This is a genomic window from Leifsonia sp. 115AMFTsu3.1 (genome assembly GCF_004362795.1).
Lineage (GTDB): Bacteria > Actinomycetota > Actinomycetes > Actinomycetales > Microbacteriaceae > Leifsonia.
Window position 1 is genome coordinate 571912 of the sequence record NZ_SNYB01000002.1, and the last position, 13357, is coordinate 585268.

13 protein-coding genes are annotated in these 13357 nt (G+C 70.2%); 4 read left to right on the forward strand and 9 right to left on the reverse strand.

Translation table 11 applies throughout. The features are described 5' to 3' along the window. Window positions 1–59 precede the first annotated feature (59 nt). Entirely contained in the window at window positions 60–716 is a 657-nt protein-coding gene (locus AXZ95_RS13695; RefSeq protein WP_018192240.1) for a fasciclin domain-containing protein, read from the forward strand. A gap of 86 nt (window positions 717–802) precedes the next feature. Here the strand turns inward: AXZ95_RS13695 and AXZ95_RS13700 are convergent, their stop codons facing one another. Further along, window positions 803–1549 (reverse strand): alpha/beta hydrolase, encoded by a 747-nt coding sequence (locus tag AXZ95_RS13700; RefSeq protein ID WP_018192239.1) that lies wholly within the window; start codon window positions 1547–1549, stop codon window positions 803–805. Window positions 1550–1607: 58 nt separating this feature from the next. On the opposite strand from AXZ95_RS13700, the gene AXZ95_RS13705 reads away from it, so the two are divergent. Beyond that, entirely contained in the window at window positions 1608–3383 is a 1776-nt protein-coding gene (locus AXZ95_RS13705) for a DHA2 family efflux MFS transporter permease subunit (protein WP_018192238.1), read from the forward strand. Between the two features lie 7 nt (window positions 3384–3390). Here the strand turns inward: AXZ95_RS13705 and AXZ95_RS13710 are convergent, their stop codons facing one another. From AXZ95_RS13710 to AXZ95_RS13725, 4 genes are all read right to left on the reverse strand, one after another. Beyond that, window positions 3391–3792 (reverse strand): VOC family protein, encoded by a 402-nt coding sequence (locus tag AXZ95_RS13710; protein ID WP_018192237.1) that lies wholly within the window; start codon window positions 3790–3792, stop codon window positions 3391–3393. 25 nt (window positions 3793–3817) lie between these two features. Further along, a complete protein-coding gene (locus AXZ95_RS13715; RefSeq protein WP_018192236.1) occupies window positions 3818–4336 on the reverse strand; it encodes a hypothetical protein in 519 nt (172 codons plus the stop codon). A 96-nt stretch (window positions 4337–4432) separates the two neighbouring features. After that, window positions 4433–5815, reverse strand: a complete 1383-nt coding sequence (locus AXZ95_RS13720; RefSeq protein ID WP_018192235.1) for an LLM class flavin-dependent oxidoreductase — start codon at window positions 5813–5815, stop codon at window positions 4433–4435. A 66-nt stretch (window positions 5816–5881) separates the two neighbouring features. Further along, a complete protein-coding gene (locus AXZ95_RS13725) occupies window positions 5882–6679 on the reverse strand; it encodes a cytochrome c oxidase assembly protein (RefSeq protein ID WP_018192234.1) in 798 nt (265 codons plus the stop codon). 284 nt (window positions 6680–6963) lie between these two features. On the opposite strand from AXZ95_RS13725, the gene AXZ95_RS13730 reads away from it, so the two are divergent. Beyond that, a complete protein-coding gene (locus AXZ95_RS13730) occupies window positions 6964–7698 on the forward strand; it encodes a C40 family peptidase (RefSeq protein ID WP_231374485.1) in 735 nt (244 codons plus the stop codon). A 20-nt stretch (window positions 7699–7718) separates the two neighbouring features. Next, window positions 7719–8348 carry a LysE family translocator gene (locus AXZ95_RS13735; RefSeq protein ID WP_018192232.1) on the forward strand — a complete coding sequence of 210 codons (630 nt, stop codon included), beginning with the start codon at window positions 7719–7721 and terminating at the stop codon, window positions 8346–8348. Between the two features lie 684 nt (window positions 8349–9032). On the opposite strand, the gene phoA is transcribed toward AXZ95_RS13735, so the two are convergent. The 4 genes from phoA to AXZ95_RS13760 all read right to left on the reverse strand — a co-directional run bounded on the left by phoA (window position 9033) and on the right by AXZ95_RS13760 (window position 13304). Beyond that, a complete protein-coding gene (phoA, locus tag AXZ95_RS13745; protein ID WP_018192230.1) occupies window positions 9033–10937 on the reverse strand; it encodes an alkaline phosphatase in 1905 nt (634 codons plus the stop codon). Between the two features lie 108 nt (window positions 10938–11045). Then, the gene (locus AXZ95_RS13750) at window positions 11046–11519 is read right to left on the reverse strand and encodes a hypothetical protein (RefSeq protein ID WP_018192229.1); all 474 of its coding nucleotides are present in this window, start codon (window positions 11517–11519) and stop codon (window positions 11046–11048) included. A 52-nt stretch (window positions 11520–11571) separates the two neighbouring features. Then, on the reverse strand, window positions 11572–12141 hold the full coding sequence (locus AXZ95_RS13755; RefSeq protein ID WP_018192228.1) for a GNAT family N-acetyltransferase: 570 nt from the start codon (window positions 12139–12141) through the stop codon (window positions 11572–11574). 44 nt (window positions 12142–12185) lie between these two features. Next, window positions 12186–13304, reverse strand: a complete 1119-nt coding sequence (locus tag AXZ95_RS13760) for a DUF1611 domain-containing protein (RefSeq protein WP_018192227.1) — start codon at window positions 13302–13304, stop codon at window positions 12186–12188. Window positions 13305–13357: the final 53 nt, after the last annotated feature.

Consider the following 13357-nt stretch of genomic DNA (forward strand, 5'->3'; position numbering starts at 1 on the left):
CTGATGACCGCCCCGCAGCGGCCGCAACGATCGTCACCATCCCTCGAAGGAGAAGAACCATGCGATCCACAGCTCGTCTCGCAGCGGCAGCCATCCTGGCCGCAGCCGCCCTCACCCTCACCGCCTGTTCGTCCGGTGCGGGCAGCGCCACCTCCAGCGACTCCGGCTCCTCGATGAGCAAGTCCACCCCGTCCGCCTCGAAGATGGACCCGGCCGCCGACCTCGTCGGTCCCGGCTGCGCGGCATACGCCAAGCAGGTCCCGTCGGGTGCGGGCTCCGTCTCCGGCATGGCCGAGGACCCGGTGGCCACCGCGGCCAGCAACAACCCGCTGCTGACGACGCTCGTCGCGGCCGTCTCGGGCAAGCTGAACCCGCAGGTGAACCTGGTCGACACCCTGAACGGCGGCGACTTCACCGTCTTCGCCCCGGTCGACGACGCCTTCAAGAAGATCGACCCGGCGACCATCGAGTCGCTGAAGACCGAGGCGGGCACGGCCACGCTGACCTCGATCCTCACCTACCACGTGGTGCCCGGACAGCTTGCGCCGTCTGACATCGACGGCACCCACAAGACCGTCGAGGGCGGCGACGTCACCGTCACCGGCTCCGGCGACTCCATGAAGGTCAACGACGCCAACGTCATCTGCGGCGGCGTCAAGACGGCCAACGCGACCGTGTACCTGATCGACTCGGTCCTGATGCCCCCGGCCAAGTAACTCCCGGCGTCAGCCCGCCCCCGGCGCGGCCGTGCAGCCTCCCCGCTGCACGGCCGCGCCGTCTGTGTGTGCGGAAGTCGTCGCACTCACTCCGAGAGGAAGCCGCTGAGCGCCTGGGTCAGCTCTTCGCGGGCCGTCTCGTCGTCGATGGTGGCCGGTCGGTCGCCCGGCTGGGCGCCGTAGTCGCCGAACTGCGCGTGGTCCATGCCGTCGATCTGCACCATCCGCGCGTCCTCCGGCAGCAGGTGCCGGTTCGCCGCGAGCTTGGCGGGCGTGCTCAGGCCGTCGCGGCTGCCGCCGATCGACAGCACGCGCAGATCGGCACCGCTGAGGTCGTTTGCGCAATACGAGCCGAACAGGATGAGTCCGGTCACCTTCGGATCCTCGGCCAGCTGGCAGGCGCGGACGCCGCCGAGGGAGTGGCCGCCGACGTACCAGTCCGTCACCTCCGGAGCGTGGGCGGTGAACGTGGACAGCGGCCGCTGGTCGAAGAACGCCAGGTTGAGCGTCGGCTTCGTGATCACCACGGTGAGGCCCGTCTCGGCGACGACGCCCGAGAGCTTGTTCAGGTAGGCGTACGGGTCGACCAGCGCGCCTGGGACGAACACCAGGCCGTCGCCGGAGGGCGTTCCGGTCGGCTCCATGACGACGGAGTCGCCGGCGTCGTGGATCTGGACGGCCGGGTCGCGCCAGGCCTCGAGCGCCGCGGACCGGTCGCCCATCATCGGGGTGGACGCCCAGGCCAGGAATCCGACCACGGTCAGGACGAGGACGCCGAGGACAGCGCCACCCGCGATGAGGATGCGGCGTCGGGTTCTGCTGGACCGGCTCACGAATCCAGCGTAGCCTGACCATAAGCTTGCTGACTAATCTCCTAGCAAGGGAGTTTCGATGTCTTCACGTTCCCGCTGGGCCGGCCTGGTCTTCATCAGCATCGGTGTCGCGCTCATCATCGTCGACTCGACGATCGTCAACGTCGCGATCCCGTCCATCGTCGACGAACTCCATATCGGGTCCACCGGAGTCCAGTGGGTGCAGGAGTCGTACACTCTCGTGTTCGCAGCCCTCCTGCTCGTGTTCGGGACGTTGGCCGACCGGTTCGGACGACGCCGGATGCTCCTGATCGGCGTGGCGATCTTCACGCTCGCCTCCGTCGCCGCGGCCCTGTCGCCGACCGGCGCCTTCCTGATCGGGGCGCGACTCCTGCAGGGTGTCGGCGGCGCCATGGTCCTGCCGACCACGCTCTCCCTGATCAACGCGAACTTCCGCGGGAAGGAGCGCGCGATCGCGTTCGCCGTCTGGGGCTCGACCATCGGTGGGATGACCGCGCTGGGTCCACTGCTCGGCGGGTGGCTGACGACCGCGTTCTCGTGGCGCTGGGCATTCGGCATCAACATTCCCCTCGGCATCCTCATCATCGTCGGCGTGCTCGCGACGGTGCCCGAGTCGCGCGACACCCGAGCCGCACGGAGCGTGGACTGGGTGGGCGCCCTGCTCTCGGTCGTCACCTCCGCGAGCCTCGTCTTCGGGCTGATCGAGGGCCGCACCTACGGCTGGTGGCTCGTCGACACCCGACCGTCGATCGGCGAATGGACGTGGCCGTTCGACCTCTCACCCGTGCCGATCGCCTTCGCGGTCGCGGTGCTCGGAGGAGTGCTGTTCGTGCTGCGGGGCCGCGCGCGCACCCGGGCAGGCCGGAGCACCATGCTCGCGCTCGACCTCTTCCGCATCCCGTCGTTCCGCAACGGCAACGTCGCCGCGACCATCGTGTCGCTTGGAGAGTTCGGCATCATCCTGGCGCTGCCGATCTGGCTGCAGAACGTCCTGGGCTACAGCGCTCTCGACACCGGCCTCATCCTTCTCGCCCTGGCGATCGGGTCGTTCCTCGCGAGCGGCTTCGCCGGCGCCTTCGGCAACCGCATAGCGCCCGTCACGATCGTCCGCGTGGGGCTGGTCGCGGAGATCGTCGGTGTGGCCGGGCTGGGCCTCGTGATCTCCTCCACCACGCCGTGGGGAGCGCTGATCCCGTTCCTCTTCGTCTACGGCTTCGGTGTCGGGCTCGCGACCGCGCAGCTCACCGGGGTGGTGTTGCGGGATGTGCCGGTCGAGCAGAGCGGGCAGGGCTCCGGCACCACGAGCACGGCGCGCCAGATCGGCTCCGCTCTGGGCATCGCCGTGCTCGGCACGGTCCTGTTCGCCTCTGCCACCGCGGTGTTCGACGCCAAGCTCGACGACCGGGGCGTGCCGGCTCCTCAGCGCGACCAGCTGGTGTCCGCGGTGGTCGACAGCTCCGGAGCGGCGATCGCCGGGCTGGAGAAGAACCCGCAGACGGCTCCCGTCGCCGCCGACGCGAAGGAGGCGTTCAGCGACGGGACGCGATGGGCGGCGTTCGCCGCGGCCGGTTTCCTGGTCGTCGGCCTGCTGGCGACGGTGTCGCTCGGCAGTGGAGGCCGTCGGCCGAACGCGGCGGAGGAGACGGCCGAGTCCGACGGGTCCGGCCCGGAAGCCGAGTACACCGCCGACGACATCGCCCGCATGGTGCAGCACCTCGCCGACGCGCTCGAGGCCGACCCGGATCTCGACCGCGCCCGCGCCGCCGCATCCCGGCTCGACCACCGGTCGCGTGCGCTGCTGACCCGGTTCTTCCGCGACCTCGCGCAGGGGTGAACCCCGTTCAGGCGGAGGCGCTCCACTGCTCGCCGGGCCGATAGGAGCCGAAGCTCCACTCCCGGCCGCCCGGGTCGAGCACACGTGCCCGGCGGCTGCCCCACTCCGTCTCCTCCGGCGGGAAGACCACCGTCGCGCCGGCGTCCACGGCGCGTGCGAACATCCCGTCGACGTCCTGGGTCACCAGGTACAGGCCGACTCCGGTGGAGGCGCCGACCAGGGGCGGGACGTCGTAGGCCGCGTCGTTCGAGGCCAGCATCACGACGGTGTCGGCCCAGCGCAGTTCGCTGTGCAGCACCGAGCCGTCCTGCCCGGACTGCAGCTGGAGCACGTCGAACCCGAGCGCTTCGAGCCAGGCGATCGCGGCCGGGGCGTCGCGATAGCTGAGGGTGACCGCTGACGAGATCATGGTTCCTCCCGGCCCGTCGGGGTGCTCAGTCGTCCAGGACGGACGATGGCGGTCGTGCCTGCAGGTCGGCGCGGATGCCTTCGAGAACGGCGTGCACCGAGACGCGCTTGGCCTCGGTGTCGACGACGTTGGCGGGCACGGTGACGACCAGGCCGGAGCGGTAGAACGCCCGCACGCGGAAGCCGCCCTGCCACGACGACTCGCTGCTGTTGTCGCTCTCCGTGCCGCCGGAGAGTTCGAAGCGCAGCAGACCCGCGCGGCTCTCCACACGCGTCACCACCTGTGCTCCCGGCGTGCTGTCGTCGATGACCTCGGCGGCGACGACCGTGTGCTCCGTGAAGATGCCGATGCGCAGCGTGACGGTGGAGAGCCCGGAAGCGATGGCGGCGCCCAGGTAGATGATGCGGGCGTCGCCGACGGCGAGCTCCAGCTGGCGGATCAGCACGGGGTACCACTCCGGGTTGGCACCGAGCAGCTCCTTCAGCCCGCGCTCTCCGTCGAGGAGCTCGCGCAGCTGGTCCTGGATCGCCGCCGTGTCCGTCATGGCCTGCCCTTCGGTCGCCACAGAGGCGCGGCGGGAGCCGCGTCTCCCGCTCAGCCTATCGCTAGCCAGGCTAGAGGAGCGATGGTCTACGGATTCTCAGACGGCCCGGGATGCCGTCACCTTGTACCGGGCTCCGCGGTGCGTCTCCGGCAGCCGGTCGCCCGCGCCGTGCAGCTTGTTCCGCAGGGTCCCCGGCGCGTACTCCTCGGGGTATGCGCCACGCTTGCGCAGCTCCGGGATGACGTACTCGACGATGTCCTCGAACGTCCCGGGCGTGATGGCGTAGGCCAGGTTGAACCCGTCGACGTCGGTCTCCTCGACCCACTCCTGCAGCTGGTCCGCGATCTCGGAGGCCGAGCCGACGATGAACGGCCCGAGCCCGCCGATGGCGCCGTTGCGGCCGATGTCGCGCACCGTCCACTCGCCACCGTCCTCGTTCGGCCGCTGGAAGTTCGCGACCGCCGACTGGATGGCGTTGCTGTCGACGTTGCCGATCGGCTCGTCCAGGTCGTACTGCGAGAGGTCCACGCCCATCCACCCGGACATGAAGACGAGCGCGCCCTCGTCGCTGGTGTACTGCAGGAAGTCCTGGAACTTGGCCTGCGCCTTCTCGCTGGTCTCGTCGGTGATGATCGTCAGCAGCGTGTAGATGCGTGCCGAGTACCGGTCGCGTCCCGCCGCCTCGAGGGCGTCGCGGAGCTTGCCGACGGTCGCCTTCAGACCCTCCTTGGTGGAGGCGGCGACGAAGATCGCCTCCGCGTTCTCTGCCGCGAACGCGATGCCGCGCTTGGATGCGCCGGCCTGGTAGATGACCGGCGTGCGCTGCGGGCTCGGCTCGGAGAGGTGGATGCCCGGCACCGTGAAGTGCTTGCCGCGGTGGCCGATCTCGTGCACCTTCGACGGGTCGGTGAAGACGCCGGACTCGCGGTCGCGGATGACGGCGTCGTCCTCCCACGACCCCTCCCACAGCTTGTAGAGCACCTCGAGGTACTCGTCGGCGTGGTCGTAGCGGTCGTCGTGCTGCAGCTGGTCGTCGTGGCCCATGTTGCGGGCGGCGGAGGGCAGGTACCCGGTGACGACGTTCCAGCCGACACGGCCGTTGGTCAGGTGGTCGAGCGTCGACATGCGGCGTGCGAACGGATACGGGTGCTCGTAAGCGGTGCCCGCGGTGATGCCGAAGCCCAGGTTCTCGGTCACCAGCGCCATCGCCGAGACGAGAAGGATGGGGTCGTTCACCGGCACCTGGGCGCCGTGACGGATGGCGGCCTCGTTGCTGCCGCCGTACACGTCGTACGTGCCGAGCACGTCGGCGATGAAGATGCCGTCGAAGTTCCCGCGCTCCAGCAGCTTCGCCAGCTCGGTCCAGTAGGTGAGGTCCTTGTAGCGCCACGCCTGGTCCTCGGGGTGCCGCCACATGCCGGACGACTGGTGGGCGACGCAGTTCATGTCGAACGCGTTGAAGCGGATCTGCCTGGTCATTGGTCCAGGATGAGCGAACCCGGCCCGGGCCGCACGCGCACCGTCATGGTGCGTAACGCGCGCGCCTCAGCTGCGCTGGCGGAGATGCTGCCGCGTCAGTTCGGCCAGTTCCTCGTCGCTCAGGTCGTCGTAACGCTTGCCCTCGGTGCGCTCCAGGCGCATCCATCGGACGAACAGCAGGACGAGCACGGGCACGTCGGCGACCTCGGCGATGAACCACAACAGGTCGCCGGAGAGGTGCTGGTCGTGGAGGGGAGTGGGGAACCAGAACGGCATCCGCCCGACGATCGCCGGGGCGTGGTCGAGGATGCCGTCGTTGAGGCGCAGCAGGAGGCCGGGGATCGCATCCAGCACCAGTTCGACGAACGCGAGCAGGAACTCCACCGTGATGAAGAACCCGGTGCGGACGACGGAGTGCGCGACGATCGGCAGCACCAGCAGGAGGCCGACGAGCGGGGTGAGGACGGAGATGGTCCACTCGGACCACACCGAGTCGCGCAGCACGGCGGCGAGCGGCGTGAGGAAGACGAGGAATACCGCGCACGCGAAGGCGGGGGCGGCGATCGCGTTGCCGAACGCGCGCACCGGACGGGAGCGCATCACCCGGTCGGTGCGGCGGCGGCCCGTGGGTCCGAGGGCCACGCGGGCGAGGGCGACGGGCCGCCCGAGGGCGAGGAACGCGGGGACGACGAAGAGCAGGAGCGCGATCCGGGTCGTGAACGCCCAGCGGAGGTCGGTGCTCTCGGCGCCGAGGAACCCGAACGAGATGACGGCGTACGACCCGAGGCCGAGAAGCAGGAACGAGGCCGTCAGCCGGAGCGGCCAGCGGCGGCCCCGGCGGCGGAGCCGGAGGACGCCGCCCACGTACAGCAGGGCCGCGACGGCGAGCAGCGCGGCGGCGGCCGGGTCGAACGACCAGGTGATGAGGAAGACGGCGACGGGGGGCGTGGGCGGCTCCGATCGGTGGCGGGCCTCCCCATTCTCTTCCCCGGCCGGGCGCTTGATCCGGCCGGCGGCCTCCGTCTGAGAGGAACATCAGCCCGACTCAGAGGACTCCCGGTGGAGCAGGGATGCGGCCCCTTAGGCTCGATCCCGGTCGCGCGGACTTCGGGCGATGGGGTGCGGGTCGTGAGACGGACGAGGTCTGGATGACGGGCGGCGAACGACGGCGGGCTCTGGAGCAGGAACGGGCTGAGCGCGGCGGCGGCACCTCACGGAGGCGTGGCACACGACGAGGGTCCGCGCCCCGAGCCTCCCGTCGCGGGATCGCACTGGGCTCCTCCGGCGCCACCATCGCTCTCCTCGCCGGCATCGCCATGGCGCCGCCGGCCGTCGCGGAGCCCATCGACATCGTGATGGCCGCCGCGAGCGGGCACGCGGGCCACCAGGCCATAACCGTCTCGGCCATCGTCGCCTCCGCCCGTATCGACCGCGACGACCCCGTCGCCTCCGCGGTTGCGGGCATCATCGCCGGCCAGGGCGGCGCTGCGGGCGAGCGGGCCGCCGGGGCGATCGTCTCCGCCCTCGCCCTCGGCGGCGCGCGCGAACAGATCGTCGCCACCGCGCTCAGCTACCTCGGCGACCCGTACGTGCTCGACGGCTCGGATCACTCGGGCATCGACTGCTCCGGACTGGTCATGGTCTCGTACGCCGCCGTCGGCATCCCTCTCGGGCACCTCGTCCACCTGCAGGACGACGCCGGGCGACAGATCAGCGAGAGCGACGCCCAGCCCGGCGACCTGGTGGTGTTCGACGACGAGGAGCACATCGCGATCTACCTGGGCGACGGGATGCTCATCCAGGCGCCCGAGGAGGGCCGCCCGGTCGAGATCACCACCGTCTGGCAGGGCGTTCCCCACCACTTCACGCGCCTGCTGCCCTGAGCGGCCTGCATACTGGTCGCATGACCGTCGCCAGCCTGCTCGCCTTCGCCGGCCTCTGCCTCGTGCTCGCGCTCACGCCGGGGCCGGACACGTTCCTCGTCCTCCGTTTCAGCCTGGCGCGGCAGGGCGCGGGCATCGCGGCCGCCGCGGGCACCGCGCTCGGGTCGCTGGTGTGGGCGGTGGCGGTGGCCCTGGGGCTCGCCGCCGTGCTCGAGCAGTCGGCCGAGGTTTTCCGCATCCTCAAGATCGTCGGCGGTCTGTACCTGATCTACCTCGGCGTGGCCGCGTTCATCGCGAGCCGGAAGGGCAAGGCGCACGGCGTCGAGCCGACCTCCCGTCGCACCGGACTGCGGTCGGGATTCACCGCGGGGATGCTGTCCACGATGATGAACCCGAAGGTCGGCCTGTTCTTCCTGGCCATCGCGCCGCAGTTCGTCCCCCACGACGGCTCGACCATCGCCAGCACGCTGCTGCTCGGAGCGATCGTCGCCGTGGTCGGCTCGCTCTACCTCGTGGTGGTCGCGCTGCTGGCCGGCCGCGCGGTCGCCTGGCTGAAGCGTCCGTCTGTCACGACCTGGCTCGAACGCATCTCGGCCGGGATCCTGGCGGCGCTCGGGATCGGGACGATCGCGCTCAGCGCGGAGTCGTAAGCCCGAGACACACCCCGTGGGTTTATCTACTCGTCGCCCCTCGGGTGAGGAGTAGGCGACCAGGTGTTTGGTGCCGGGACCCAGCTCCCGGCCAAGAGAGCCAGCATTGTGACTACGGACATCACCCACGTCGGCAGACCGCTCCCGGGCGCGAACACGACCATAATCAGCGTGGAGAGCAAGACGACCACCACGATGGCAAGATATACGCGAACGGCGGCGGTCAGCGGTGGCGGGAAGACGGGACCCCTGACGCGACTCCACACTCGATCAAAGGTCGCGCACAGAAGCGCTCCCACCGTCAGCGCCATCCCGCCCCACGGCTGTGGGAGGAGCGAGGCACCCAGCAATACGGCTTCCACGATGAGAGCCATGGTGGCGAAGTACGCCAGGCGTCGGGGCCGCGCTGCCATCAGAATCCTTTACAACTTCCGGCGATTCCCGCCGCCGCGCTGACACCAGTACACGAGACTTCTTCACACCCGGCAAGCCGGAACGGTCCTTGTCCACCACTCGCAAGGGCAAAGCGCCCTTCTACCTACTCAGACGCAGCAACCACGGGGTCGTGACGCCTTCCTTCAGAACACTTCGGTCTTTGCGGACGTATTGCGATCCGATGGATCGCGCAGACGTGGAAGGGGGAGGAGTCCGGGTGGACTCCTCCCCCTCTTGATGTGCTGCCGGTCAGACCTGCGGGGCACCGCCCGGGCGGCGACGGCCGCGGGTGACGAACAGGTAGCCCGCGATCAGCAGGGCCAGCGCGATCACCACGATGAGCGGCGCGACGATCGAGCCGGTCGAGGCGAGCGAGCCCGCGGAGGTGGATCCGGCGGTCACCGCGCCGTTGCCGCCACCGGTCGATCCGCCGGCCGATCCGCCGGGCAGGGCGCCGGACGGCTGGCCGTCGGCGGTGACCTCGAAGTTCACCGTCACCGCCTTGCCGCTCTGCGCTCCCGTGACGGTGATGGTGTGGGCGCCGAGGTCGGTCGGCGCGGTCGCCGTGATGGCCGCCGATCCGCCGAGCACGTCGGTGCGCGGCAGGGCGACCGGGTCGGACTGCATGACCCCGGTGACCTGACGGTCGCCGCGGAAGCCCGCCAGCGTCGCCGTGATCGGGTCGCCCGGCTTAACCGTCGTGGCGTTCAGCGTCACCGACGCGCCGGCGCTGAGGGCCGCGTAGTCCCGGTTCAGCTCCAGAGCGCGGGCGATGGTGAAGAACGTGTCGGACTGGTCGGTCAGGCCGACGACGTCGGCCGCGCCGGGGCCGTACCCGGCGATGCGCAGCTGGGCGCCGGTGTGCTGCTGCGAGCCCCCGGCGGCCGCCGTGCCGTAGGCGACCTTCATCACGGTGCCGTCGGCGGTCGTCAGCGCGGTCGACAGGGTCGCCGGCGGGGTGCTGTCGACGATCTGGCTGGTGTGGGCGTGGTCGGCGGTCACGATGACCAGGGTGTTGCCGTCCTTCTTCGCGAACGCGAGCGCTGCCTGTACGGCCTCGTCGAGGTCGACGGTCTCGCCGATCTGGCCGCACGCGTCGGCCGAGTGGTCGCGCTTGTCGATGCTGGCGCCCTCGACCTGGAGGAAGAAGCCGTCACCGCCCGGCTTGTCCAGGAGGGAGATCGCCTTGTTCGTCAGCGACGAGAGGGAGAGGTCGGTCGCCAGCCGGGCCGGATTCGGCGTGCAGGTGACCGGCGCCTGGTCCGCGCCGCCGACGGTCGCCGTCGTCGAGGCGTAGCGCGTCGGGAAGTTGCCGGGGGTGAACAGGCCGAGCAGTGGCTTCTGCTGGTTCGCCTCCGTCACACCCGCCAGGCCCGCGGCGTCGCCGACGACCTGGTATCCGCGCTCGGCGGCCTGGTCGAACAGCGTCTCGTCCTTCCACTGGCCGGCCTTCGCGGTCTGCGTGAAGGAGGTCGACCCTCCGCCCAGGGTCACGTCGGCACGGGCGTCGAGCAGCTGCTCGCTGATGGAGCCGAGTCCACCGTTCTCGAGGGCGTCGGAACCGCACGATGCGCTGTCCGGCCCGTAGCAGGAGCGGGCGCCCACGTGCGCGACCTCGACAGCCGGGGTCGCGTCCTGGATCTCGGCGGTGCTGACATTGCCGGTGCGGAGGCCGTTGGCGCGTGCCAGCTCCAGCAGGGTCGCCTGCGGCTTGCCGTCGATGTCGACGGAGATCGCGTTGTCGTAGGTCTTGGTGCCGGTCGCCCACGCGGAGCCGGTGGCGGCGGAGTCCGGCACGTAGTCCGGCTTGCCCTTGTTCGCGCCGTCCTTGTACACGGAGTAGGTCGTGTACTGGCCGGTGAGCGGCAGTGCGTCGATGCCGGGGAGCATGCCGCCCGCGCCGTACTGGTAGTTGCGGGCGACCGTGATCTCGCTGTCGCCCATCCCGTCGCCGATGAGCAGGATGACGTTCTTGGCGGGACCGTTGACGATCGACTGGCGGAGCGCCGTCGTGGAGTCGTCGGGGTTGCGGGCGGCGCCGCCGTTGTCGGAGGTGGTGGCCAGCGCGGGCGCGGGGAGCAACGCGGCGGCGAGCACGCCGGAGGCGGCGACGAGCACGGCGCCGCCCTTCCAGCGCGAAGCGGAACGGAACATGCGGACGGGTCCTTTCGGTCGAGTGACCGGACCATCCGAGCGGGTTGCGGTGACGCGCGGATTAACCTGAGAGAGCGTACATGTGAACTCTCACAGGGATGAGGCGGGTCAGTCCAAGCGCGTGCCCGCGATCGGTGCCAGATCCAGTTGGTTCCGTGCGCGGTGGCTGAGGGCGTCGAGAGCTCGCGTCAGCCGTTCGTCCGGTGTCCCATCGCCGGGCCGGGGGTCCTCGCCCCCTCGAGCGACCTCGACGACCGCGTACACCTGTCGTTGAACGGTGAGCGCTGCCTCGGCGAGGGGTGAATCCGCGAGGATCAGGAGGGCACTGCAGCGCGTGCGGACCTCACGGTGCATGTCGTCCAGCCGGGCGAGCACATCGGCGCTGTCCGAACCGCCCCGTCGGACCGTGGACGCCAGGTGCCCGACCTGACGAGCCGCCATAAGCAACTCGATCGTCGAACTGTAGACATCTCTGTCCCAGCGGCGTCGGAAGGCTCGCCGTTCCCGTAGGAGATCATTCGAGACCGAAAATACGAATGCGACCAGAGCGGCGACCGCGGCCGTAAGGATCGTCTGCAGCACGGGCCAACGTTATCGACGGCTGCCTCTCGAAGCGTCACGCCGCACCGCCTGTTCAGGCGCCGAGTTCGCGCCGCATCAGCCAGCGCACCTGGCCGCCCGAGTGGGCGTCGGTGGCCAGCACGCGCGAGAAGCCGTGCTTCTCGAAGAGCTCGACCGTTCCGACGTAGCCGCTGATCACATCCACGCGCTCGCCGCCGGTGTCGACCGGGTAGCCCTCGACCAGCGCGGCACCGGAGGCGCGGGCGTGCTCGACCGCGCCGTCGAGCAGGTCGTGCATCAGGCCGCGCTTGCGGAAACCGCCGCGGACGACGAAGCAGACGATCGACCACGGGTCGCGCTCCTCGTCGAGGTGGGGGATGGTGCGGGAGTTCATCAAGCGGCGGTACGTCGACTTCGGGGCGACCGAGCACCATCCCGCCACCTCGCCGTCGAGGTACGCGAGAACGCCGGGGCCGGGCTCCGAGGAGCACTCGGCGCGCATGTGGTCGACCCGGCCCGCCGTGTTGAGCCGGGCATCCCGATAGGACATGCAGACGCAGCCGCCCGCGCCGGGCTTCCGGGGCACCATGAAGGTCGCGAAGTCGTCGAAGCGGCCCGTGGCGGGGAGGACGTCGATGGCCATGCCGGAAGTGTATTCCGGGCCACCGACGACGCCAGGGCCACCGACTACGCCAGGCTGGACTCCGTGCTCGCGATACCCGCGAGCGCTTCGCCGCGGAGACCCAGCTCGGGGAAGGCGAGCAGAACCATGTCGACGAGCTCCTCCAGCGGACGGGTGAGCGGGTCGGTGACGGGGAGGCCGAGCCCGGCTTCGTGCTCGGCGATCGTGTCATCGATCCCGGCCGCCGTCAGACCCTCGTGGTTGATGGTGACGCCGATGACGCTGGTGTCGCTGAACGCCTGGATCAGGGCGATCTCGCTCGCGGCCGTCGGCATCGGCATCATCGGGAAGTCGCCCAGCATCACGCGCCCCGGGGCGTGCTGGAGGATGACGCCCTCCGGTCGGCTGCCGCGCAGGATGGCGCCCGAGCTGAGGTAGGCGGGGTGGCTCAGCGCACCCTGGCCTTCGACGATGATGACGTCCGGGTCCTCCTCCTCGAACGCGGCGACGACCTGCGCCTCCACCTCGCCGGAGCAGAACTGGGGGATGGTCGCGTCGAGCGCCACCGCGTACCGGGCTCCCTGGATCAGCGACGTCTGCCCGGTCCCGACCATCACCGCGCGGATGCCCTGCGCGTTCAGCGCCTGGGTGAGCAGCGTGGCCGTCGTGCGCTTGCCGACCGATCCGTCCGTGCCGAGCACCGCGATGCGCGGGCACGTGACGTCGAAGATCCGGCCGCTGAACAGCGTCAGCTCAGCGATCTCCTTCGGCCGCCGGACGTCCTCGATCGTCACACCGGCCACGAGGGCTGCTGCGACGAACTCGGCGTCGTCGTTCAGGTACTCGTGCAGTCCGTTGACCAGGTTCATCCCGCGGTCGATGCCGTCGAGGAGCACGGCGCGGTGGTCGGCGGTCAGCAGGCCGTCGGTGGGCGCCATCCCGAAGATGAGGGTGTCGGGGATGAAGCCCGCGCGCTCGAGGGATGCGTCCAGGCTCGCGAGCACCGGGATCCCGTTCGGTGCGCCGTCCAGGACCTCGCCTGCGTCGCCGCCCGCACGGGTGCTGTCGATCACGCTGAGGATCTCGTACTTCTCGGAATGGCGGACGAGACCGTTGGCGGTCTTGCCGTCGAGCCTCCCGAACAGTCCTTCGCAGTAGACGACGGCTTTCACGGACGCGGGCATGGCGCTCCTCTTATTTGCACAGAGGAGGCGACGAGTCGTGGCCGGATCCGGAG

Bases quoted from the DNA above. Each gene is read 5' to 3' on its own strand.
- AXZ95_RS13705 (WP_018192238.1), top strand. From the start codon at position 1,608: ATGTCTTCACGTTCCCGCTGGGCCGGCCTGGTCTTCATCAGCATCGGT.
- AXZ95_RS13755 (WP_018192228.1), bottom strand. From the start codon at position 12,141: ATGGCCATCGACGTCCTCCCCGCCACGGGCCGCTTCGACGACTTCGCG.
- AXZ95_RS13715 (WP_018192236.1), bottom strand. From the start codon at position 4,336: ATGACGGACACGGCGGCGATCCAGGACCAGCTGCGCGAGCTCCTCGAC.
- AXZ95_RS13720 (WP_018192235.1), bottom strand. From the start codon at position 5,815: ATGACCAGGCAGATCCGCTTCAACGCGTTCGACATGAACTGCGTCGCC.
- AXZ95_RS13760 (WP_018192227.1), bottom strand. From the start codon at position 13,304: ATGCCCGCGTCCGTGAAAGCCGTCGTCTACTGCGAAGGACTGTTCGGG.
- AXZ95_RS13710 (WP_018192237.1), bottom strand. From the start codon at position 3,792: ATGATCTCGTCAGCGGTCACCCTCAGCTATCGCGACGCCCCGGCCGCG.
- AXZ95_RS13735 (WP_018192232.1), top strand. From the start codon at position 7,719: ATGACCGTCGCCAGCCTGCTCGCCTTCGCCGGCCTCTGCCTCGTGCTC.
- phoA (WP_018192230.1), bottom strand. From the start codon at position 10,937: ATGTTCCGTTCCGCTTCGCGCTGGAAGGGCGGCGCCGTGCTCGTCGCC.
- AXZ95_RS13730 (WP_231374485.1), top strand. From the start codon at position 6,964: ATGACGGGCGGCGAACGACGGCGGGCTCTGGAGCAGGAACGGGCTGAG.
- AXZ95_RS13695 (WP_018192240.1), top strand. From the start codon at position 60: ATGCGATCCACAGCTCGTCTCGCAGCGGCAGCCATCCTGGCCGCAGCC.